The sequence below is a fragment of the Blautia coccoides genome, assembly GCF_034355335.1.
Taxonomy (GTDB): domain Bacteria; phylum Bacillota; class Clostridia; order Lachnospirales; family Lachnospiraceae; genus Blautia; species Blautia producta.
The window spans coordinates 5,172,279-5,192,156 of record NZ_CP136422.1 but is presented as its reverse complement, the minus strand read 5'-3'; the positions used below and the strand labels follow the sequence as shown (position 1 = coordinate 5,192,156).

General features: G+C 45.2%; 18 protein-coding genes and 2 riboswitches. Of the genes, 14 read left to right on the top strand and 4 right to left on the bottom strand.

From position 1 onward, the window contains the following. Positions 1 to 142 precede the first annotated feature (142 nt). The 11 genes from BLCOC_RS23385 to BLCOC_RS23335 all read left to right on the top strand — a co-directional run bounded on the left by BLCOC_RS23385 (position 143) and on the right by BLCOC_RS23335 (position 11,374). The gene (locus BLCOC_RS23385) at positions 143 to 376 is read left to right on the top strand and encodes a GlsB/YeaQ/YmgE family stress response membrane protein (protein ID WP_018593067.1); all 234 of its coding nucleotides are present in this window, start codon (positions 143 to 145) and stop codon (positions 374 to 376) included. A gap of 174 nt (positions 377 to 550) precedes the next feature. Then, positions 551 to 1,024 (top strand): hypothetical protein, encoded by a 474-nt coding sequence (locus tag BLCOC_RS23380; RefSeq protein ID WP_115623507.1) that lies wholly within the window; start codon positions 551 to 553, stop codon positions 1,022 to 1,024. A 110-nt stretch (positions 1,025 to 1,134) separates the two neighbouring features. Continuing rightward, the gene (locus BLCOC_RS23375) at positions 1,135 to 1,788 is read left to right on the top strand and encodes a hypothetical protein (protein ID WP_115623506.1); all 654 of its coding nucleotides are present in this window, start codon (positions 1,135 to 1,137) and stop codon (positions 1,786 to 1,788) included. A 378-nt stretch (positions 1,789 to 2,166) separates the two neighbouring features. Then, on the top strand, positions 2,167 to 2,808 hold the full coding sequence (locus tag BLCOC_RS23370) for a cell surface protein (protein WP_115623505.1): 642 nt from the start codon (positions 2,167 to 2,169) through the stop codon (positions 2,806 to 2,808). Between the two features lie 76 nt (positions 2,809 to 2,884). Further along, a riboswitch (FMN riboswitch) is annotated at positions 2,885 to 3,003 on the top strand. Between the two features lie 184 nt (positions 3,004 to 3,187). Then, complete coding sequence (locus BLCOC_RS23365; RefSeq protein ID WP_115623504.1) at positions 3,188 to 3,826, top strand: ECF transporter S component; 639 nt, start codon at positions 3,188 to 3,190, stop codon at positions 3,824 to 3,826. Between the two features lie 2 nt (positions 3,827 to 3,828). Further along, a complete protein-coding gene (locus BLCOC_RS23360) occupies positions 3,829 to 4,440 on the top strand; it encodes an NUDIX hydrolase (RefSeq protein ID WP_018593064.1) in 612 nt (203 codons plus the stop codon). Positions 4,441 to 4,681: 241 nt separating this feature from the next. Next, positions 4,682 to 5,839: a sporulation integral membrane protein YtvI gene (gene ytvI / locus BLCOC_RS23355; protein WP_018593063.1), complete on the top strand. Its 1,158-nt coding sequence runs from the start codon at positions 4,682 to 4,684 to the stop codon at positions 5,837 to 5,839. A gap of 197 nt (positions 5,840 to 6,036) precedes the next feature. Continuing rightward, positions 6,037 to 7,383, top strand: coding sequence for a TrkH family potassium uptake protein (locus BLCOC_RS23350; protein ID WP_029471136.1), 1,347 nt, complete (start codon positions 6,037 to 6,039; stop codon positions 7,381 to 7,383). 25 nt (positions 7,384 to 7,408) lie between these two features. Beyond that, positions 7,409 to 8,059: a potassium channel family protein gene (locus tag BLCOC_RS23345; RefSeq protein WP_018593061.1), complete on the top strand. Its 651-nt coding sequence runs from the start codon at positions 7,409 to 7,411 to the stop codon at positions 8,057 to 8,059. A gap of 50 nt (positions 8,060 to 8,109) precedes the next feature. Continuing rightward, positions 8,110 to 10,680 carry a sensor histidine kinase gene (locus BLCOC_RS23340; RefSeq protein WP_115623503.1) on the top strand — a complete coding sequence of 857 codons (2,571 nt, stop codon included), beginning with the start codon at positions 8,110 to 8,112 and terminating at the stop codon, positions 10,678 to 10,680. Next, a complete protein-coding gene (locus BLCOC_RS23335; RefSeq protein ID WP_018593059.1) occupies positions 10,673 to 11,374 on the top strand; it encodes a response regulator in 702 nt (233 codons plus the stop codon). The genes BLCOC_RS23340 and BLCOC_RS23335 overlap by 8 nt, the downstream gene beginning before the upstream one ends. 162 nt (positions 11,375 to 11,536) lie before the next feature. Here BLCOC_RS23335 and dltD read toward each other — a convergent pair whose 3' ends face one another. The 4 genes from dltD to dltA are packed head-to-tail and all read right to left on the bottom strand — an operon-like array spanning position 11,537 to position 15,721. Beyond that, positions 11,537 to 12,691, bottom strand: a complete 1,155-nt coding sequence (dltD, locus tag BLCOC_RS23330) for a D-alanyl-lipoteichoic acid biosynthesis protein DltD (RefSeq protein ID WP_115623502.1) — start codon at positions 12,689 to 12,691, stop codon at positions 11,537 to 11,539. Between the two features lie 37 nt (positions 12,692 to 12,728). After that, positions 12,729 to 12,959: a D-alanine--poly(phosphoribitol) ligase subunit DltC gene (gene dltC / locus BLCOC_RS23325; RefSeq protein ID WP_018593057.1), complete on the bottom strand. Its 231-nt coding sequence runs from the start codon at positions 12,957 to 12,959 to the stop codon at positions 12,729 to 12,731. Positions 12,960 to 13,007: 48 nt separating this feature from the next. After that, the gene (dltB, locus tag BLCOC_RS23320) at positions 13,008 to 14,180 is read right to left on the bottom strand and encodes a D-alanyl-lipoteichoic acid biosynthesis protein DltB (RefSeq protein ID WP_115623501.1); all 1,173 of its coding nucleotides are present in this window, start codon (positions 14,178 to 14,180) and stop codon (positions 13,008 to 13,010) included. After that, on the bottom strand, positions 14,177 to 15,721 hold the full coding sequence (dltA, locus tag BLCOC_RS23315) for a D-alanine--poly(phosphoribitol) ligase subunit DltA (protein WP_115623500.1): 1,545 nt from the start codon (positions 15,719 to 15,721) through the stop codon (positions 14,177 to 14,179). The genes dltB and dltA overlap by 4 nt, the downstream gene beginning before the upstream one ends. Positions 15,722 to 15,969: 248 nt before the next feature. Here dltA and BLCOC_RS23310 point away from each other — a divergent pair, with 248 nt between their 5' ends. From BLCOC_RS23310 to BLCOC_RS23300, 3 genes are all read left to right on the top strand, one after another. Then, positions 15,970 to 16,938, top strand: a complete 969-nt coding sequence (locus tag BLCOC_RS23310; protein ID WP_029471128.1) for a carbohydrate kinase family protein — start codon at positions 15,970 to 15,972, stop codon at positions 16,936 to 16,938. A 92-nt stretch (positions 16,939 to 17,030) separates the two neighbouring features. Next, positions 17,031 to 17,117, top strand: a riboswitch (ZMP/ZTP riboswitch). A 111-nt stretch (positions 17,118 to 17,228) separates the two neighbouring features. Then, positions 17,229 to 18,914 carry a formate--tetrahydrofolate ligase gene (locus BLCOC_RS23305; RefSeq protein WP_029471127.1) on the top strand — a complete coding sequence of 562 codons (1,686 nt, stop codon included), beginning with the start codon at positions 17,229 to 17,231 and terminating at the stop codon, positions 18,912 to 18,914. Positions 18,915 to 19,014: 100 nt separating this feature from the next. Continuing rightward, positions 19,015 to 19,794 (top strand): formate/nitrite transporter family protein, encoded by a 780-nt coding sequence (locus BLCOC_RS23300; protein ID WP_029471126.1) that lies wholly within the window; start codon positions 19,015 to 19,017, stop codon positions 19,792 to 19,794. Positions 19,795 to 19,878 lie beyond the last annotated feature (84 nt).

Here is a 19,878-nt window from a genome sequence, read left to right as displayed (position 1 = left end):
CTGATGAAACATTATTTTTATTATGGTACAATATTGTTATCAAGATTAAAGAATATAGTGTAAGGAAATATGGTATAAAGTAATATTCAGGTATTGAGCAGTTAGAGCGGTACCATAAAAGGAATAATAGCAGGAGGATAAAATGCTTACATCATTAATTATAGGTATAGTTTCCGGCTGGATAGCCGGCAGAATTATGGACGTAAAAAAGGGAGGATTCATTAAAACCATTGCCACGGGAATCGTCGGCTCCTTTGTGGGCAGCGCCGTTATTTCAATCGTTGGATTTCATGCAAATGGCTTTCTGGCTAATATTATAGTGTCTGTTTTTGGCGCATGTATTTTCTTGTTTGTTGCGAAGAAAATTTTTAAATAATAGGAAGTGCTGCTGAGCGGCAGGTCTGTGTCAAATGACCATATCTGCCAACAATTAATATATATAATTAAATGGAATGCTGCAAAATCCGATGCGGTTTTTAAAGCGCTGCACTGATTTTTGCAATAAAGCACAGCGCCTGGTAAATTGTTAAATATGAAGTCAGGGGGGGACATGGTGAAAAAAATAAAAGGTTATATTTTATTGTTTCTGACTGCAAGTATGTTATCCGGCTGTGCGTATACTGATTGGCCTATTCAAATAAAGACTACATCATTTGAAACATCAGAAATAAAGCAAAAAGATAATATTATTATATCTAAAGGCAAAGTGAAAGTACATGACTCTTATGGTGTTTTGCTGGCAGTTGAAGTCAGTGAAGATACGCCGGGAAAGTTGAATATTGTTTACAGCAAAGATAAAAATAAGCTAGAAATATTTCAAGATTGGAGAAAATTCCTACTGTTGAAAGAAGATGCTGTAAGTGACGAGGATTCCGGTGATATTACAATTGAGTTGTCAAAAGGTCTGAATGAATTTGTGATTTCTGGCTCGGATTGTACTTGTGAATATGCAGTCAGTCTAAGTATTCCGGCCAAAGATAGATTGGTAAGCTATGATGGCGCATATATAATGCCTCATGAATAGAATCTAATAACCGCCCTATTATAGTGGTGCGATATCTATTGGTGTAAAAATGCTTTACAAAAATAACAGTATATATAGAATATATTTTGACAATAAGAGAAGGCGTTGTTATGAAAAAGAAAAATAGAATATTAATTGCTGTATTGTGCCTTCTAGCTGTCGGTGGGGGGATTTTGTTCTATAATAAGAATGCCGATGTTGGCCAAAATTTTGATGAAACAAAGGCATTTGAAAAGCTTACAAAAAAGAATCCATATCTAAAGAATGACAAACGAAAGACTGCAGGTGAGGATATATATGCAAAGGGTGAACATATTGTTATTACAGATGAGGAATTGGAATGGCAGACTGAGGTTTTCAAGCTGACAAGTTCTAACGTTCCGGAAGGGGATGTGTTTGATTTTATCTGTAAATTTAAAACATTATATTATGTTGCAGCCCAAAATGGTTTTTTAGTCTCAGATGAAGAACTGGACAGAGCAATAGCATTTAATATAGAAACTTATGAGCTGATGAAGAAGGAAGGAGAAGTTGATGCCCTTTATGAATCCTACGGCGGTGCACAAAATTATGAAGATGCCATGAGGGAAGTAACCCGGAAAAGTATGACCATTGAAAAATATATGAGCAGCTTAAAAGAAGAATTTGCGGGGGATTTTACCGAGGAACAAATTGCTTTGGGTGCGCTGGAGGAAAAATGGGCATATAAAAGGACAGATATAGAGAAATCCTTGGTAGAAGAAGAAAATATCCAAAAGCAATGAGGTATTTTAGCAATGTCTGGCTTCAAAACTCAGGAGGTAAAAGAATGAAGTGGAAAGTAAAAAGAGCCACTTGCAAAACAAGCAGCTCTAGTATATAATTTACTTAGAAAGGTTATCGGAATTGAATTTCCGATTGCCCTCAGTTAATAATGACTATGAAGAATAGCATCCAAACTTTAGGCGGTGGGGATGCTATTTCTTTTTATTAATATGATTGTCTATGTAAGACAGAGCCGCAAATACTACCAGCAAAAGCGTTAGCACTTCTATGGTATTCATGGGTATCACCCTCTCTTAAGTGATGTCGTTATATTAGCCTCAAATGATAAGCATTCATATGATGAAGTTTATGAAACATATTAAGAAAAGGGGAAAATTATGAAAAATAAAATCTTATTGACAGGAGTAATTGTTTGTTTTCTTCTATCTGGATGTGGTAAGCAAACAAAATCGGATAGCATTAAAGTTACTACACTAGAGGGCTCATATTCTATTGATGTTGATTCTTATTCTGAACTGGCTGGTGACGCGGATTATGTTATAATTGGTAAGATAATAGATGAATTAACTACCAATTACAAATGGCCTGTAATATTAGAAAATGAAGATGGGACAGAACGAGAGGATACAATACCATATACAGATTATAGTGTTGAGGTATTAAACAATTTAAAAGGAGAACTAACACAGGAATCACCGATAACAATAACAAAAGTAGGTGGGGTAACGAAAAATGGAGATATGTATATACTTTATGAGAATGACATCCTTCCTTCTATTGGTGGCTCATATGTTTTTTATATTTACGCTCAAGATGATGGGAGCAACTTAGTATCTGGCCCGAACTCGACCATTCCGATAGAGAATGTGAGTCAGACAAAGGCTACAACAAGATTTATCCAAGAAGAAAACCAAGATCATGAAAGTATATTAGAGCAGGTAATAGATGGGGTTGACAACCCAATTATAACCCAGAGAAATAGGTCAATCTCAAATGATGATATTTCTACCTCAAACTAATATATTTATATACAATATCCACAAAAACCCTTGAAAAATATAGTCAAATGCGCTATAATTTCTATTAGAATAAAAAGAAATTCTTCGGGGCAGGGTGCAACTCCCTACCGGCGGTATAGTCCGCGACCCATGTAAATGGCTGAACCGGTGTGATTCCGGTACCGACAGTTAAAGTCTGGATGAGAGAAGAAAATGTATGTCATAATGCAGATTTCATCCATGCCCTGATTATCAGGGCATTTTTTCGTAGTTTCATTTTTGCGGTTTCAGGAATGGTTTCAGAATTTTCCTGTGATACTGCCAGGAAGACGCTGCGTGCTTATGACAGAAAAAGAAGAATTTCCTTTTATGAAACCATCATAAAAAGGAGAGAATGAAAATGAGTAATGAAGCAATTGTAAACAAAAGGCCTGCGGGCGCACAGAACCGTTCTAAGATCAGGACACTGGCACAGGTAGCCATGCTTGGAGCAGTGGCCACAGTATTGATGATGATTGAATTTCCCATCCCGGTGATCGCACCGCCCTTCTACCAGATGGACTTCTCCGAAGTGCCTGTACTGGTCGGCGCGTTTGCCATGGGGCCGGCAGCGGGTATTATGATCGAGCTTTTAAAGGTACTGTTGTATGCAGTCATCCACGGTTCTGCCACAGCGGGTGTGGGAGAGATCGCCAATTTCCTGATAGGATGCTCCTTCATTGTCCCGGCAGCATTTTTCTATAAATACCGCAGGAACAAAATGTATGCTGTGATCGGTATGGTCATAGGAACCATCACAATGGCTGTTGTGGGTTGTGTTGTGAACGCATTTATCCTGCTTCCCGCATATGGGGCAGCATTTGGAATGCCGGTGAGCGCGTTTATCCAGATGGGAACATCGATCCATCCCGCTATCAATAACCTGTTTACCTTTGTGGTGCTGGCAGTGGCACCCTTTAATCTGGTGAAGGGATGTATCATCTCTGCCGTCACACTGCTTATTTATAAAAGAATCAGAGTATTACTGCGAGGAGAATAATAATGCCGGAGATAAAAAAAGTGACGCCGCTTACAGAGAACCCACATGTGAATCTCTACCATTTAGATGTGGAGAGCAAGACAGGAAGAAAAGGCCATTACTACGTGGCGTCACGGGCAAAGACCGAAAATGACCTGAAGATAAAAACAAGAAAAAACACCCCCGACGGAGTCATTATCTACAGCCTTTACGGGGAGAAGAAAGACAGGGTCGTATTGGTGCGTCAGTACCGGTACGCCATCGACAGCTATATCTATGAATTTCCGGCAGGCTTGGTAGAGCCAGGTGAAGATTATAAAGAGGCCGGAATCAGGGAAATGAAAGAGGAAACAGGTCTAACTCTGTCGCCGCTCCAGGTGGATCCGGCATATGAAAAGCCGTATTTCACCACCATTGGGATGACAGATGAGTCCTGCGCCAGTGTATATGGCTACGCTTCCGGTCAGGCGTCCCGAGATGGACTGGAGGACTCAGAGGAGCTTGAGATTGTACTGGCAGACAGGGAAGAAGTCAGGAGAATACTGCGGGAAGAGAATGTGGCGATCATGACAGCATATATGCTGATGCACTTTCTTCATGATGATGAGCCATTTGCTTTTCTGAAGGAAATATAACAATTGCCAGGTTATAGATTCTGTCATTTTTATATGCCGGCATTCTGAACCCCCAACACAGACATAATTACTGATCAGATATAGTTCGCAAATTTTTCATAAAAAATTAACGGGATAGGCATTGTATCCCATGCGGATGAAAGAGTATACTTAAAGCAGCCGGTGCAGGAAAATCTGCCCCGGCTGTTGTCAGATTGCATTGATGGCAGTCAAAACAGGCAGGCATGGGAGATATTTATATATGAAGAAGTGGAAAAAGTATGTAAAGGGTACTCTAGCGGCATTGTTTACAGTTTTGGGCGTTGTTCTGGCCATTTTTTTGGGAATCAGATTCCTCAGGTTTTTTATGCCTTTTGTCATTGGGTGGATCATTGCCATGATCGCAAGCCCTCTGGTGAGAATGGTTGAAAAGAGGATGAAAATAGCCAGAAAGCACACATCTATGCTGATCATTATAGCAGTTCTAGCTGCCATAATCGCGGCAGGATATTTTATAGGGGCAAAAGCAGTGGAAGAGACCAGCGCACTGATCGATCAGGCGCCGGATATATACAGCGGATTCCGGGAGGATTTCCAGGAGGTTGAGCACAATCTGAATAAGTTCATGAAACAGCTTCCGGAAAATGTACAGACTTCTATCAATAATGTACAGGATGACCTAGGAGAACGGATAGGAAAACTGGTGGGAAATATCAGTGAGTGGACAGTGGGTTATGCGGGAGACATGGCAAAGCATCTTCCCAATGTGCTGATCTCTATTATTTTTACAATATTATCTGCATATTTTTTCATTGCGGACCGGGATGGAATCCTGGAGTTTGGGCGGAATAACACACCGCAGATCATCCAGGAAAAATGGAAGCTGCTCTCAGACAGCTTTAAAAAGGTATTCGGCGGTTATTTTAAGGCACAGTTCAAGATCATGGCTATTATCTGGGCGATACTTTGTGTGGGGCTGTTGTTTCTGCAAGTGAGTTTTGCCGTTTTGGTTGCATTTCTTATTTCCTTTTTGGATATGCTTCCGTTTTTCGGGACCGGGACAGCCCTTATTCCGTGGGCCATCTTTAAACTTCTGTCCGGCGATACAAAGTTTGCAGTGGGTCTGATCATTCTTTATCTGGTGACGCAGTTGGTCAGAAGGATCATAGAGCCGAAAATGGTGGGAGATTCCATTGGTATGGACCCTCTTCTTACTCTGATCTTTATGTATACAGGATACCGTATCAGCAGTGTTATAGGTATGATACTTGCTGTTCCCATAGGGGCAGTTGTGATCAATTTTTATAAAGCAGGAATGTTTGACAAGCCTCTTCAGTCGGCAAAGGAAGCGCTGGAAGACCTTTTGGAATGGTTTTACCGCACGTCAAGGGACGATGACCAGATAGAGAATAAAGAATAAGGGAACAGGATAAGATAGCATAAAGAGCAAATCATGGTAATGTTTCGGTAAGTATATGCATTTACTGAAGAGTTACAAATCTTTATGCTATCTTAATACATCTTTCATATGACTTTATGCCGTTTTAATATAAAAGAATTTAGAATATGTAGGTACAGGATAACACATCAAGAGAATAAAAAGGGTGGAATACTCTTATGTCAGAAATAAAGAAACATCACTGGACTACAACAAAACTCATTGTATTTGGGTATCTAGCAGTGATCACTACAGGTACGCTTCTGCTGATGCTGCCTGTGTCAAACCGGCAGATGACTGCAGCTCCATTTATGGATGCCTGGTTTACTGCCACATCGGCAACGTGTGTCACCGGACTGGTTCTGCATGACACCTATTCATTCTGGTCTCCGTTTGGCCAGAGCGTTATTTTATTACTGATACAGATTGGCGGCATTGGCTTTATGACCATCGCCATATCAGCGCTTACTATCACAAAAAGAAAGATTGGTTTGTCACAGCGGCTTTTAATGCAGGAGTCCATGGCGGCGCCGCAGGTGGGCGGAATTGTGCGCATGGCAAAGTTTGTGTTCGGCGGAACGGTATTATTCGAGGGAATGGGGGCCATTTTGCTGAGCTTTTATTTTGTCCCGAGACTTGGAGTGGGAAAAGGCATATATTTTTCCGTGTTCCATTCCATCTCTGCCTTCTGTAATGCGGGAATAGATCTGATGGGCTATTTTGAACCTGGATCCTCTCTTATGACTGCTTCTGGAAATGCGCTGGTGAGTATTACCATTATGCTTCTGATCATTGTGGGCGGTCTTGGATTTCTTGTGTGGTCAGACATCAAGATCCATAAATGGCATTATAAGAATTATAAGCTCCACACCAAAGTGGTGCTTATGGCAACCTTCATTTTGATATTCGGAGGGGCTGTTCTCATGTTCTTTTTTGAATTGGGAAAACCTTCCATGGAGGGTAGGAGTCTGGGAGAACAGGTGCTGTGTGCGTTTTTCCAGGCGGTGACTCCAAGGACTGCGGGATTTAACACAGTGGATCTGACAACACTCACAGGATGCAGCAAAATTCTCATGGTGGGCCTGATGTTTGTCGGCGGTTCTCCAGGCTCCACTGCTGGAGGTATTAAGACAACTACAATGTTCATTATGATTTTAAGTATATGGTCAGAGTTCAGGAAACGGAAGGATATTGAGTGCTTCCGCAGAAGAATGGAAGAAAATGCACTGCGCCATGCAAGCTGTGTGACTATGCTCTATGGGCTTCTGATCCTTGTGGGAACCATGCTGATATCATCTGCGGATGGAATTGCCATTCAGGATGCCCTGTTTGAAGCGGCTTCCGCTATCGGAACCGTGGGCCTGTCTCTGGGAATCACTGCGCAGCTTGGAACCATATCGCACATAGTTCTGATCCTGCTCATGTTTATAGGAAGGGTTGGAGGCATTACCATACTCATTGCTTTCGGTACCCGAATTGCCAGTATACCGTCAAAACTGCCTATGGAGAAAGTGTCTGTGGGCTGATGTCTGATAAAGGAGGAAATGTAAAATGAAATCGGTTCTTGTTGTGGGCCTGGGCCGCTTTGGCCGCCATATGGCCGCAAAATTAATAGAAGAGGGAAATGAAGTCCTTGCGGTTGATATAAATGAGGACCGTGTCAATGACGCCCTTGATCTGGTGACAAATGCACAGATCGGGGATACCACCAATGAGCATTTTATTGCCTCACTGGGAGTGGGGAATTTTGATCTGTGTGTGGTTGCCATCGGAGATAATTTCCAAAGCTCCCTTGAGACCACAGCACTTCTCAAAGACTATGGGGCACCTTTTGTCCTGTCAAGAGCGAACAGGGATGTACACGCGAAATTCCTTCTCAGAAATGGAGCGGACAAGGTAGTCTATCCAGAGCGGGAGATGGCAGAGCGTCTGGCTGTTAAATTCGGCACAGACAATATTTTTGATTACATTGAACTCACCCCGGATTATTCTATCTATGAAATTCCGGTGCCGGCCCCATGGGTTGGCAAATCCATTGTGGAAAAAGGTGTGCGGAATAAGTATCATATCAGTATCCTAGCTGTCAAGGAGCAGGAGGAGATCTATCCCCTGCCACGTCCGGAGTATATCTTCCGGGGCAGCGAGACACTGATCATTATGGGACACTACAAAGATGTAAGAGCGCTGGCAAAGGCGAGATAGCCGGCGCTTTTTGCCTTTCCAGATGAGCAGAAGGGGGAACAGGGATAAAAATGGATAAAAGCGGCAGACTTAAAATATTTTTCAGCTATGCTGAAGGTACGGGAAAGACAGGGCAGATGCTGCGGGATGCCGGAGAAAGAAAAAAAGATGGCTGTGATGTGGTGATAGGCTGCGTTCCCCTGGAAGTGGATATGGGGGAAGAACTGGAAAAGCTTACACCCGTTTTTCATAATTATCAGGGTGTTCTCTCCCCTGAATTTGATCTGGACAGCGCTATCAGAAGAAGACCCCAGCTCTTAGTGATTGACAGGCTGGCTCACGGAAACGCGCCCGGGTCCAGGCACAGAAAGCGTTATCAGGATATAGAGGAGCTTCTCCGTGCCGGAATTGATGTATATACAACGCTGAATGTGCAGCAGATAGAAAGTCTGTCAGATGTAATTTCCTCTCTGACAGGCCGGCAGGCAGGGGAGCGTGTTCCGGATAAGGTGTTCGACCAGGCGGATCAGGTGGAATTCGTGGATGCGGAGCCGGAAAAGGTGCGGGAACGTCTGGGGAATCAAACTCCGGGGACAGGGGTTCTCACAGCCCTGAGGGAGATGGCACTCAGAAGAATGGCTGACCGGATCAACAAGATTGCCGAGAAGGGGGAAACCGTACAGGAAACCTCCTATCCCGGGGAACATATCCTGACCGGCATCTCCGCGTCACCCTCTAACGGCAGAGTCATAAGGACAGCGGCGCGTATGGCAGATGCATTTCACGGCGCGTTTACCGCTCTGTATGTGCAGACCTCCCATGAAAAAAACATGCCGGATGCTGAGAAAAAGATTTTAAAGGAAAACATGGAGCTTGCGGAAAAACTGGGAGCCAGAGTTATCACCATGTATGGGGATGACGTGGTTCAGCAGATCGCAGAGTATGCCAGAATGGCAGGGGTATCAAAAATTGTACTGGGCAGGACAAAAGGAATCGGGGGAATTCCTTTTTCGAGAGTCAGCTTTGCCGACAGGCTCACAGCCCTTGGCTCCAATCCAGATATTTATATCATTCCGTCTATGGAGGAAAATACAGGGACAGCGGGATTCCGAATCAGACACAACAAGACCGGATTTACATTTAAAGACACTCTTAAAACAGCAGGTGTACTGCTGGCTTCAACAGGGATCGGTGGCTGGATGTACAGTCTGGGGATTTCAGAGGTCAATGTTATCATGCTGTATATTCTGGGGGTTGTTATTACGGCCATGTGGACAGAGAGCAAGGCATACAGTCTGGTAAGCTCCTTTATCAGTGTGTTTACCTTCAATTTCTTCTTCACGCTTCCCAGGTATTCCTTTAAGGCTTACGGCCCGGAATACCCGGTTACATTTATTATTATGTTTCTGGTGGCATTTTTGATCTCCACCCTGACCACCAGGGTGAAAGAACAGGCGCATCAGGCGGCGGAAAAGGCGTACCGAACAGAAATCCTTCTGGAGACCAGCCAGAAACTCCAGAAAGCCAGGGATGTTTCTCAGATCACTTCAGAGATAATGGTACAGATGGAAAAAATGTTGGGCCGCACCGTTATCTTCTATATACCCGATGAAAAGGGGAACCTGGTTCCCAGGATGAAAAGCCGGGAGAAAGATGCAGAGCAGTATATCAATGAGAAGGAACAGGAAGTGGTATCCTGGGTATATCAGAATAATAAACACGCCGGTGCCACAACCGATACGCTGCCCGGGGCAAAATGTCTGTATCTGGCTGTCAGAGGCAGAAAAGAGGCGCTGGCAGTGGCCGGCATTGTCATGGGAGCCGATGAACTTACCGCCTTTGAGAGAAGTCTGCTTCTGGCCATGCTGAATGAATGTGCCCTGGCACTTGAAAAGCAGAAACTGGACGAGGAGAAAAAAGAGGTGGAGATGAATGCCAGACAGGAGCGGCTGAGAGCCAACCTTCTGCGCGCCATATCCCATGATCTGCGCACTCCGCTGACCGGCATTTCAGGAAATGCCAGTGTGCTGTTAAATGGCGGAGCACAGATGGAGGAGGCCCAGAGACACAAAATTTACGGGGATATTTATGATGATGCGATCTGGCTGATCAACCTGGTAGAGAATCTGCTCTCTGTCACAAGGATAGAGAACGGTGCCATGAACCTGAAACGGCAGACAGAGCTTTTGGATGATGTGCTGAACGAAGCGCTGCACCATCTGGACAGGAAGAGCGGAGAACACAGGATCACGGTGAAGCAGGAGGATGAATTTCTCATGGCAAAGATGGATACCAGGCTGATCGTACAGGTATTTATCAATATCATAGATAATGCAATCAAATATACACCGTCCGGTTCAGAGATCAAAGTCCATGTATTTCAGAAGGAAGGATTTGTATGGACGGAAATCTCCGACAACGGAAACGGTGTGGCGGATGAGGATAAAGAGAAGCTGTTTCAGATGTTCTATACAGCGGAGAACCAGAAAGGGGACGGCAGGCGCGGCCTTGGCCTTGGCCTTGCCCTCTGTAAGTCTATTATAAATGCACACGGCGGTGAGATCGGGGTAAGGGATAATGTTCCCCGGGGAAGTATTTTCTATTTCTCATTGCCGGCAGAGGAGGTAGTGATACATGAATAAACCATTGATACTTATCGTGGAGGATGACAAAGCCGTCAGAAATCTGATGGGGACCACACTGGATATACAGGAATACCGATACCATATGGCTAAGAATGGGGCGCAGGCTTTGATGGAAGCTGTTTCCCAGAGACCGGATGTGATCATATTGGATTTGGGGCTGCCGGATATGGACGGTGTGGAGCTGATAAAAAAGATAAGATCCTGGTCAAATGTACCTATTATAGTGGTAAGTGCCAGAAGCGAGGATGCGGATAAGGTGAATGCGCTGGATGCAGGCGCAGATGATTATCTGACAAAGCCTTTCAGTGTGGAGGAACTGCTGGCAAGGCTGCGTGCCAGCCTTCGCAGGGCCATGTATCAGAGCAGCGGAGGTGTGGAGGATAACGCGGTCTTCGTAAATGGTGATCTGAAAATTGACTATGCCTCCGGGTGTGTATTTATCAGGGATCAGGAGATCCATCTGACGCCTATTGAGTATAAACTGCTGTGCCTTCTGGCGAAAAACGTGGGGAGGGTTCTGACCCATAATTTCATATTAAATGAGGTTTGGGGAAATGTGATGCAGAGTGATGTGCCTTCCCTGCGTGTGTTTATGGCCACACTCAGGAAGAAGATCGAGGAAGAGCCTTCAGAGCCTAAGTATATCCAGACCCATATCGGTATCGGGTATCGGATGATCAAGAGGGAGTAACGTGCTGTACGGACAAGAAGCCGCATGGCGGCTTCTTAAAATTGTGAGTAGAGAAAGGGCGGTGCTGAGGAGAGGTTGGCAGTCATAAAATAGAGATAGAGGAGCATAAGGAGCGCGTAAAAAGTGAGCACCTGGAGAAGGAAGCGCGCTTTGGCGTTATTTTTAAGGTTCTTTATAAAAGTTGTAAAGACTTTCATTGATCAGCACCCATCCTTTCCGTCCAATGTGGACTTGGTCTTCAAAGAAGTATTTTGTATATTCGTCGGCAGAGAAATCGGCAAGCTGGGCATTATAGGCGTCAGCCAGGTTTCGGATGTTGGAGTAGTAGGTTTCTCTGGCAGTCTGAGGGAATCCGGTGTAGTCGTAGTAGTAGCCGTTCACAGGCAGGATGACCAGTAGAGGCTTGATGTCCATATCCCGGCATACGTCCAGGAAACAGCGGAGATCATCATACTCTGGTGAGGAACCGTAGCCGTGGATGGCTTTTTTATTGCTGTCTTTCTTTTTGGAAAGGCGTGGCTTGAGTTTTTTATAGTTTTTCTCATCTATATAGAATTGGTTTTCCTGATAACGGGAACCGTCTTTTTCAGCTTTGGCTAACCACTTGGTCCAGTTTATGGATATATTGCCGGCAGTACGGTTTGTCTTTTTTGCTGTGAGGTCAAAGAGAAGAGGTACGGTTATTCTTTCTTTTTCGTTCAGAAAGCCCTGCCATGCGTTGGCAAGGAGGGTATCCTCTGTGGTGGCGGTTTTGGTATCCCATACGCGCTCATATCTGCTTAAACGATTCCGGGTTTTGGGGTCGTCTTTCAGGAGAGCGTGTGTGCGGTCTATGATGTATTGCTTTGTCTCTTTTGAAAGGTTTTCGTTCTGCAGCATGCCCATATAGTCATTTTCTGAGAAACGGGATGCAAAGGCCTGTGGCAGGACACCGGGTTTCCTGAACCACTGGGGTGAGAGGAAAAGAACGGCTTTTTTCTGGCCCTCTCCTACAGCGCTAAGAGCGATGGCATGGCTCAGGGACTGGTAATAGCCGGCACCAATGAGCATAGGCTCAAAATCGCTGTCCGCGAACATAGCGGATGGATGATAAGGCGTGTCCTGGCCGTGCATGAATTCAGAGGAGCCAAATACCAGAAGGCTGTCCGAATTCAGGTTTTGTTTTATGGTTTCACGGGAACGTGTTTTTGTCTCGTTGGCCCAGGTGGAAAACGCGTGGGAGTCCGGGATTTTCTTGTCACGTACAGACAGATGAATACCTGCGGCAGTGACAAGGAACAATACAAAAGCCGTGAAAAATGCAGTCAGTCTTTTCATGTTTCCTGTGCCTTCCTTTCCTGGAGGGGATCTTGGATCAGACTTTAGACCTTACAAGGGTCAGGATTTTTTCAGGTGTGTCCATTTCTTCTCTGGTGACTTCTGAGGGCGCAATGACAATCCCGCACTCTTCCTCAAGGCCGGCCAGGAACTCGGCAAATCCCAGGGAGTCCAGAAGTCCGGACTGGAAAAGTTCGGTCTTTATATCCTCTTTCACAATGTCATCTTCACAGATATCTGCTAATAAATCTAAAATTTTTTCTTCCATTTTGTTTTCTCCTAATATAATAATGAGGCAATAGAATAATATGTGAGATCAGGCAGCTAACAGCTCCAGGAATTTTCCGGAGAAGATAAAGAAGCCCAATATCACCAGGTTTATGGTAAGCAGCCAGGAGGCCGCCTTGTATAGTTTCTGGTTTTTGTGTTTTTTGTAGAAGGCTGATTTTTTCTGGTATACCTCTGTGACTGAAAGCAGGATGCCGTGATAGAGTCCGTAGAGTATGTAGGAAGGGGTGACACCGTGCCATAGACCCATAACACCCATATTCACAATGAATCCGGCGCAGGCCCTGTTCAGGCGGCTGGAAAACCATTTCTTCTTTGTACATTTCATAATGAAACGGGTGAAGAGGAAATCACGGAACCAGTGGGACAGGGTTATGTGCCAGCGGTCCCAGAACTCTTTTATGTCCAGACTTCTGAATGGAGCACGGAAGTTGTCGGGAAGTCTTACACCCAGGATATAAGCGGTTCCCACAGCCATAAGGGAATATCCTGCAAAATCAAAGAACAAATAGAAGCCGTACAGCCAGGCATATCCGGCGGCAAAGTACCAGGGGGCACCGCGCTGGCCCATGGACTGTTCACATATGGTGAGCAGTGTGTAGAGCTGGGTGCCCAACGCCAGCTTGTAGACCAGGCCCAGAAGAAGTTTGAAAATTCCTTCTGCCAGCATTTCCAGGTAATTGGCTCTTGGTATGATGCGCTCCCAGTCATCATGAAAGCGGCGGCTTCTGTCAATAGGCCCGGAGCTGATGGAGGGAAAGAAAAGAAGAAATCCCGAAAATTCCAGAAGGGGAACCTCTTCAATGATCCCGTCGTAAATCTCTATGACCATCTGAATGCTGCGGAAACTCATATAGGAAATGCCGGTAAATCCAAAAATGTTCATGTGAAATAAGGGCGATAATTTACATAATATAAGAGGCAGCAGCATGGCAGCCAGGAACAGGTAATACTGTTTTTCGTTTCTTCCGTATTTGCCCCGGACAGCAGCGTATCCCCGCACAACCAGGTAGGACCATCCGTAAAATAAGAGGAGATAGAGGAACTGCCGGGGGCTGTGGCCGAAGACCAGGACAATGAAGACCAGGGAGACTGCCAGGGTATAATGCCCCATTCTTTTTTCCATGATGCCCAGAATGACGGCGGGGATCAGGAAGAGAAAGAGACAGATAAAAAAGGAAAGCCCTTCATAAAAACTCAAAGAACTGTGCTCCCCAGGGCTTTTCTGTCAACCTTGCCATTTCCGGTCATGGGAAGTCTGTCCATGAATATGAGTTTTTTAGGTATCATGTATTCCGGAAGGAATGCGCGCAGTTTCTCTTTTAGGGATTCCGCGTAAGTGCGTTCCGGCGCCGTCATGCCGGGGCAGACCAGATAGGCACTGATGCTTTTGATACGCCCGTCTCTCATATTGGGGAGTACCGCTGCTTTTTCTATCTGTGGAAGGCGGATAAGATTATTTTCAATATCCTCCAGCTCAATTCTGTATCCGTGCAGCTTAATCTGCAGATCTATGCGTCCGCAGTAATAGAGCATCCCGTCTTTCATATACCCTTTATCACCTGTGCGGTAGCCCTGTACCGCAGTTTTCTCCTCTGTATATGTGAAAAAATGCTTTTGTGTCTGTGAAGGGTTCTGATAGTAACCGGGACTTACCGTGTCCCCCAGGATAATGATCTCACCCTTTTCGCCTTCGGGGAGTATGCTGCCCGAAGGACTGCAGATCTGCAACGCAGTGCCAGGCTTTGGCCTGCCTACAGGCAGAGGGGAAGTACAGGCAGCCAGTTTAGGCGTTATCTCTACCTGGGTGACAGCCACTGTGGATTCGGTGGGACCATAGGTGTTCATGATCCTGGCAGAGGGAAAACGCTCCATAAGCTTAACGGCTGTCCGGTTTGTCAGGGTTTCTCCGCAGAACAGGAACAGGCCCAGTTCCGGCAGGGACGTCTGTGTAAATCCGGGGTCTGACAGGCACATGTCTGCAAAGGACGGTGTGGAAACCATAATGGAGGCCCCGGATCTTTTCAGGGAATCCAGCAGTTTCCGGTAATCCTTCTGCACATCATTTGTCAGGCACCAAAGCGTTCCGCCCACAGCCAGACATGTATACAGATCCAGGACGGACAGATCAAAAGAAAAAGGAGCCTGATTCAGAAATACCTTCCCCTTTTTGGCGTTGGTGGGTGTCCCCAGAGTAATGGACCAATCCAGGAAATTGCTCAGATTTTGTTCCGTGATCGTGACTCCTTTTGGGGTGCCGGTGCTTCCCGAAGTAAATATGATGTAAAAAATATCCTCCCCTAAAATAGGCTCTGGCCTGGTTTCTTCCATGCGGATGTCCATAGAGGGAAAATCGGTATGTATGATCCTGTCAATTTCCTGGAGGGAAAGGGGACGTTTATTTTTACAGTCTCCGTGCAGAGGAGAGAGGGTCAAAAGGATTGGTGAGTCAAGGGCGTCTAAGATCATTTCCACCCGGGAATCCGGCACAGAGGTGTCAATGGGGCAGTATGCCCTGCCTGATTTGACACATGCCAGAAAAGATACAAGCATCAGGGGGTGCTTATGACCGTATACAGCTATGGGGGAGTGGTCCTGCCCGCACTGCTGCCCAAGATAACGGGCCAGACGCCCGGAATATAACTCCAGCTCCCCGTAAGTAACAGACAGGCCGTCACAGCAGATGGCTGTTCTTTCCGGGCAGATGGAGGCATACTCGGATATTTGGTTTAATATATTCATGGAAATCACCTCAATTTCGACATTATTCTTACGTTCTCATTACACCATATAATTTAAAAGAAATTGCAGGCTCAATTTATAAGAAATTCTAAAGAAAACCTTTCGATTCATTAAGAATACCGGCCATAAGATCACGAATAATTCTATATCTAATGTATTTTTTATGAATAATTATGCCGCGGTACTTGCGTAAAGCAGGCAAAACGAATATAATTCACAGTAGAATAAAACGGACAAGGAGAATATAAATGAACAAGAATTTTGATGTTATCGCCCTGGGCGAGCTTTTGATCGATTTTACAGAGAACGGAGTGAGCGGACAGGGAAACCCTATCTTTGAGGCAAATCCGGGCGGCGCCCCTTGTAATGTGCTGGCCATGCTGAACAACCTTGGGAAAAAGACGTCTTTTCTGGGTGTTGTGGGTAAGGACCAGTTTGGTACATCCCTGAGAAACACACTGAACAGTCTGGGGATTGACACCAGCCATCTGTATGAAGACCAGGAAGTCCATACAACGCTGGCCTTTGTCCATACCTTTGAGGATGGGGACAGGGACTTCGCGTTTTACAGAAATCCCGGTGCGGATATGATGCTGAGTGTAGACCAGATCGACGAAGAATACATAAGATCAGCAAAGGCATTCCATTTTGGCACCCTGTCCATGACCCACGAGGGTGTGCGCAGAGCAACTGCCAAAGCTATTGATATTGCAAGAGAAGCAGGGCTTCTGATCTCCTTTGACCCGAATCTGCGCCCGCCTCTGTGGAGCAGCATGGAACTGGCAAAAGAACAGATCACATATGGTCTGTCAAAATGTGATCTGCTGAAAATCTCTGAGGAAGAGCTGGAATTCATGACCGGCACAAAGGATGTGAAGGAAGGCGCCCATATACTGCTGTCCCAGTATCCTGATCTGAAGCTCATGAACGTGACCATGGGAAAAGAGGGAAGCATTGCCTTCCACGAGGGCAGAGAAGTGTTCCATGCGCCGTTCTTACAGGAAAATACCATCGAGACTACAGGAGCAGGTGATACCTTTGGCGCATGTGCGCTGAATTATGTGCTGGAGCACGGAATTGAAGGCCTTTCAGAGGAACAGCTCTATGAAATGCTGGAATTCTCCAACGGTGCCTCCTCTCTTATTACTACAAAGAAGGGCGCACTCCGTGTTATGCCCAAAAAAGAAGAAGTATTATCATTTATCGCCGGAAAATAGAGTAAAATTGTCGAAATATTGTTGTGAATTTTTAATATGATACAGCATTGACAGTAATCGGAATTTGTGATAAATTATAGACATAACAAAATAATAGTTTTGATTTCTGACGGATTACAATGTGGAGCACCACAGTGAAGTCAAAATGTAAGTGAGAGCCGACCGTCTGGGCAACGTTTGTAATTGTGTAATTGACAAATGTTGCCCTTTTTTTTCAAAGGGTTCATACATAGACAGTGGCAGTATACATGCAGAAACAAAACTATTGCCATGAAAAGGAGGGTATTAACATGGGATTCAAATCAGACATCGAAATCGCACAGGAGTGCACAATGGAGCCAATTACAAAGATTGCAGAAAAAGCAGGTATTGATGACAAATATCTGGAGCAGTACGGTAAGTACAAAGCTAAAATTGACTACAATCTGTTAAAAGAATCTGATAAGCCAAATGGAAAACTGGTTCTGGTTACAGCAATCAACCCGACTCCTGCCGGAGAAGGAAAGACCACCACAACCGTAGGTCTGGCTGATGGCCTTCAGAAATTAGGAAAAAATGTAATGGTAGCGCTCCGTGAGCCATCCCTGGGACCGGTATTCGGTGTAAAGGGCGGCGCAGCAGGCGGCGGTTATGCACAGGTAGTTCCCATGGAAGACATCAACCTGCATTTTACAGGTGACTTCCACGCGATCGGCGCAGCAAATAACCTGCTGGCAGCAATGCTGGATAATCATATTTATCAGGGCAACGACCTGAATATTGACCCAAGAAAAATTACCTGGAGAAGATGTGTGGACATGAATGACCGCCAGCTTCGTTTCGTAGTTGATGGTCTGGGCGGAAAGACAAACGGCTGTCCGAGAGAAGACGGATACGATATCACAGTTGCTTCTGAAATCATGGCTGTTCTGTGTCTGGCAAAAGACATTACAGACCTGAAGGAGAGACTGGGAAGAATCATCGTTGGTTATACATATGGCAAGGTTTCCGAGCAGAAACCGATCACAGCACATGACTTACATGCAGAAGGCGCTATGTGTGCACTGCTGAAAGATGCACTGAAACCAAACCTGGTTCAGACTCTGGAGCATGTACCTGCAATCGTACACGGTGGACCATTCGCTAATATCGCTCATGGATGTAACTCTGTGATCGCTACTAAGATGGCGCTGAAATTAGGCGATTACGCTATCACAGAAGCAGGATTCGGTGCTGACTTAGGTGCAGAGAAATTCCTGGATATCAAGTGTCGTATGGCAGGCCTGACACCGAGCGCAGTTGTTATCGTAGCTACTGTACGTGCCCTGAAATACAACGGCGGCGTACCGAAAGCAGATTTAAATAACGAGAACCTGGAAGCTCTGGAGAAAGGTCTCCCGAACTTACTGAAACATGTAAGCAATATCACAAATGTATACAAGCTTCCGTGTGTTGTTGCTATCAACGCATTCCCGACAGATACCAAGGCAGAGCTTGACCTGGTAGAAGCTAAATGTAAAGAACTGGGCGTAAATGTTGCACTTTCCGAGGTTTGGGCAAAAGGCGGCGAAGGCGGTGCTGCACTGGCTAAGGAAGTTATACGTCTTGTGGAAGAACCCAATGACTTTACATTCTCCTATGAACTGGAAGGAAGCATTGAGGATAAGTTAAACCAGATCGTTCAGAAGATCTACGGCGGCAAGAAGGCTGTTCTTACAGCAAACGCTCAGAAACAGGCTGCTCAGCTGGAAGCTCTTGGATATGGAAACTGCCCAATCTGTGTGGCTAAGACACAGTACAGTCTGACCGATGATCAGACAAAACTGGGTGCACCGAAAGACTTTGAAGTAACCGTTCGTAACCTGAAGATTTCCGCAGGTGCAGGTTTCATTGTTGCTCTTACCGGAGAAATCATGACCATGCCAGGTCTGCCTAAAGTTCCGGCTGCAGAGAGGATCGATGTTGACGAGACAGGAAAGATTTCCGGTCTGTTCTAAAAAATCCATTTTGAAAACTGAATATAGAGAAGTTCAGGTACGGCTTTGCCGTACCTGAATTTTGTATACATAATTTAGCTATAGAAGCGGGGGAAAAAGTATGTATTTTGATGAATTCAGTGCAGTCTGTAATGCGGCAAAAGGCAAGATAAACTTCATGGAGAACAATACCTTTGGATTTATGGTATCCTCCATCACGGCAGGGCTTTTCATTGCTTTTGGAAGTTTTGTAACATTTACGCTGGGAACACCTCTGAACGCAGCGGGGTCCCCAATGCTGAAAGCAGTGCAGGCTTTTGCCTTTGCGGCAGCCCTGAGCCTTGTCATTATGGCGGGTGCCGAGCTGTTCACAGGCAACAATATGGTTCTTGCAAGTGCTTCCTTCAGTGGATGTGTGCCTTGGGGCAAGACAGTCAAAGCATGGGTTTTATGTTATATCGGAAATATTCTTGGCTCTCTGCTGGGAGTTATCGGATTCCAGCTTACCGGAGTTCCGAAAGGCGATATAGGAGCTTATTTCGCACAGATAGCCGCCACAAAGATGTCTCTGACACCTGTACAGCTTCTGGTAAGAGGGATTTTCTGTAATGTCCTGGTATGTCTGGCTGTATGGTGCGCATTAAAGATGAAGTCCGAGTCAGGAAAGCTCATCATGGTATTCTGGTGTATTTTTGTGTTCATGATCTGTGGATTTGAGCACAGTATTGCCAATATGAGTATTCTGGCAGTGGGACTTTTAAATGCAGGTGACGCGGCAGTCAGCATAGGAGGATACTTCTACAACCTGCTGTTTGTCACGATTGGAAACATGATAGGCGGTGTGTTCTTCGTGGCAGGCCCGTATCATATTATGACCAAATCAAAATCACTGCAGGGTTAAATTGATCCAGGCAGCGGATATCTGTTTGGAAGGATACTTAAAAGCAGTCAATATCTGTTTAAAAGAGCAGATTTTGACTGCTTT

Excerpts from the sequence above, each read along its gene's own strand:
- BLCOC_RS23335 (WP_018593059.1), top strand. The coding sequence starts at position 10,673 with ATGAATAAACCATTGATACTTATCGTGGAGGATGACAAAGCCGTCAGA.
- BLCOC_RS23375 (WP_115623506.1), top strand. The coding sequence starts at position 1,135 with ATGAAAAAGAAAAATAGAATATTAATTGCTGTATTGTGCCTTCTAGCT.
- dltD (WP_115623502.1), bottom strand. The coding sequence starts at position 12,691 with ATGAAAAGACTGACTGCATTTTTCACGGCTTTTGTATTGTTCCTTGTC.
- dltA (WP_115623500.1), bottom strand. The coding sequence starts at position 15,721 with ATGAATATATTAAACCAAATATCCGAGTATGCCTCCATCTGCCCGGAA.
- ytvI (WP_018593063.1), top strand. The coding sequence starts at position 4,682 with ATGAAGAAGTGGAAAAAGTATGTAAAGGGTACTCTAGCGGCATTGTTT.
- BLCOC_RS23360 (WP_018593064.1), top strand. The coding sequence starts at position 3,829 with ATGCCGGAGATAAAAAAAGTGACGCCGCTTACAGAGAACCCACATGTG.
- dltC (WP_018593057.1), bottom strand. The coding sequence starts at position 12,959 with ATGGAAGAAAAAATTTTAGATTTATTAGCAGATATCTGTGAAGATGAC.
- BLCOC_RS23370 (WP_115623505.1), top strand. The coding sequence starts at position 2,167 with ATGAAAAATAAAATCTTATTGACAGGAGTAATTGTTTGTTTTCTTCTA.
- BLCOC_RS23385 (WP_018593067.1), top strand. The coding sequence starts at position 143 with ATGCTTACATCATTAATTATAGGTATAGTTTCCGGCTGGATAGCCGGC.
- BLCOC_RS23300 (WP_029471126.1), top strand. The coding sequence starts at position 19,015 with ATGTATTTTGATGAATTCAGTGCAGTCTGTAATGCGGCAAAAGGCAAG.
- BLCOC_RS23340 (WP_115623503.1), top strand. The coding sequence starts at position 8,110 with ATGGATAAAAGCGGCAGACTTAAAATATTTTTCAGCTATGCTGAAGGT.
- BLCOC_RS23365 (WP_115623504.1), top strand. The coding sequence starts at position 3,188 with ATGAGTAATGAAGCAATTGTAAACAAAAGGCCTGCGGGCGCACAGAAC.
- BLCOC_RS23305 (WP_029471127.1), top strand. The coding sequence starts at position 17,229 with ATGGGATTCAAATCAGACATCGAAATCGCACAGGAGTGCACAATGGAG.
- BLCOC_RS23310 (WP_029471128.1), top strand. The coding sequence starts at position 15,970 with ATGAACAAGAATTTTGATGTTATCGCCCTGGGCGAGCTTTTGATCGAT.
- BLCOC_RS23345 (WP_018593061.1), top strand. The coding sequence starts at position 7,409 with ATGAAATCGGTTCTTGTTGTGGGCCTGGGCCGCTTTGGCCGCCATATG.
- BLCOC_RS23350 (WP_029471136.1), top strand. The coding sequence starts at position 6,037 with ATGTCAGAAATAAAGAAACATCACTGGACTACAACAAAACTCATTGTA.
- BLCOC_RS23380 (WP_115623507.1), top strand. The coding sequence starts at position 551 with ATGGTGAAAAAAATAAAAGGTTATATTTTATTGTTTCTGACTGCAAGT.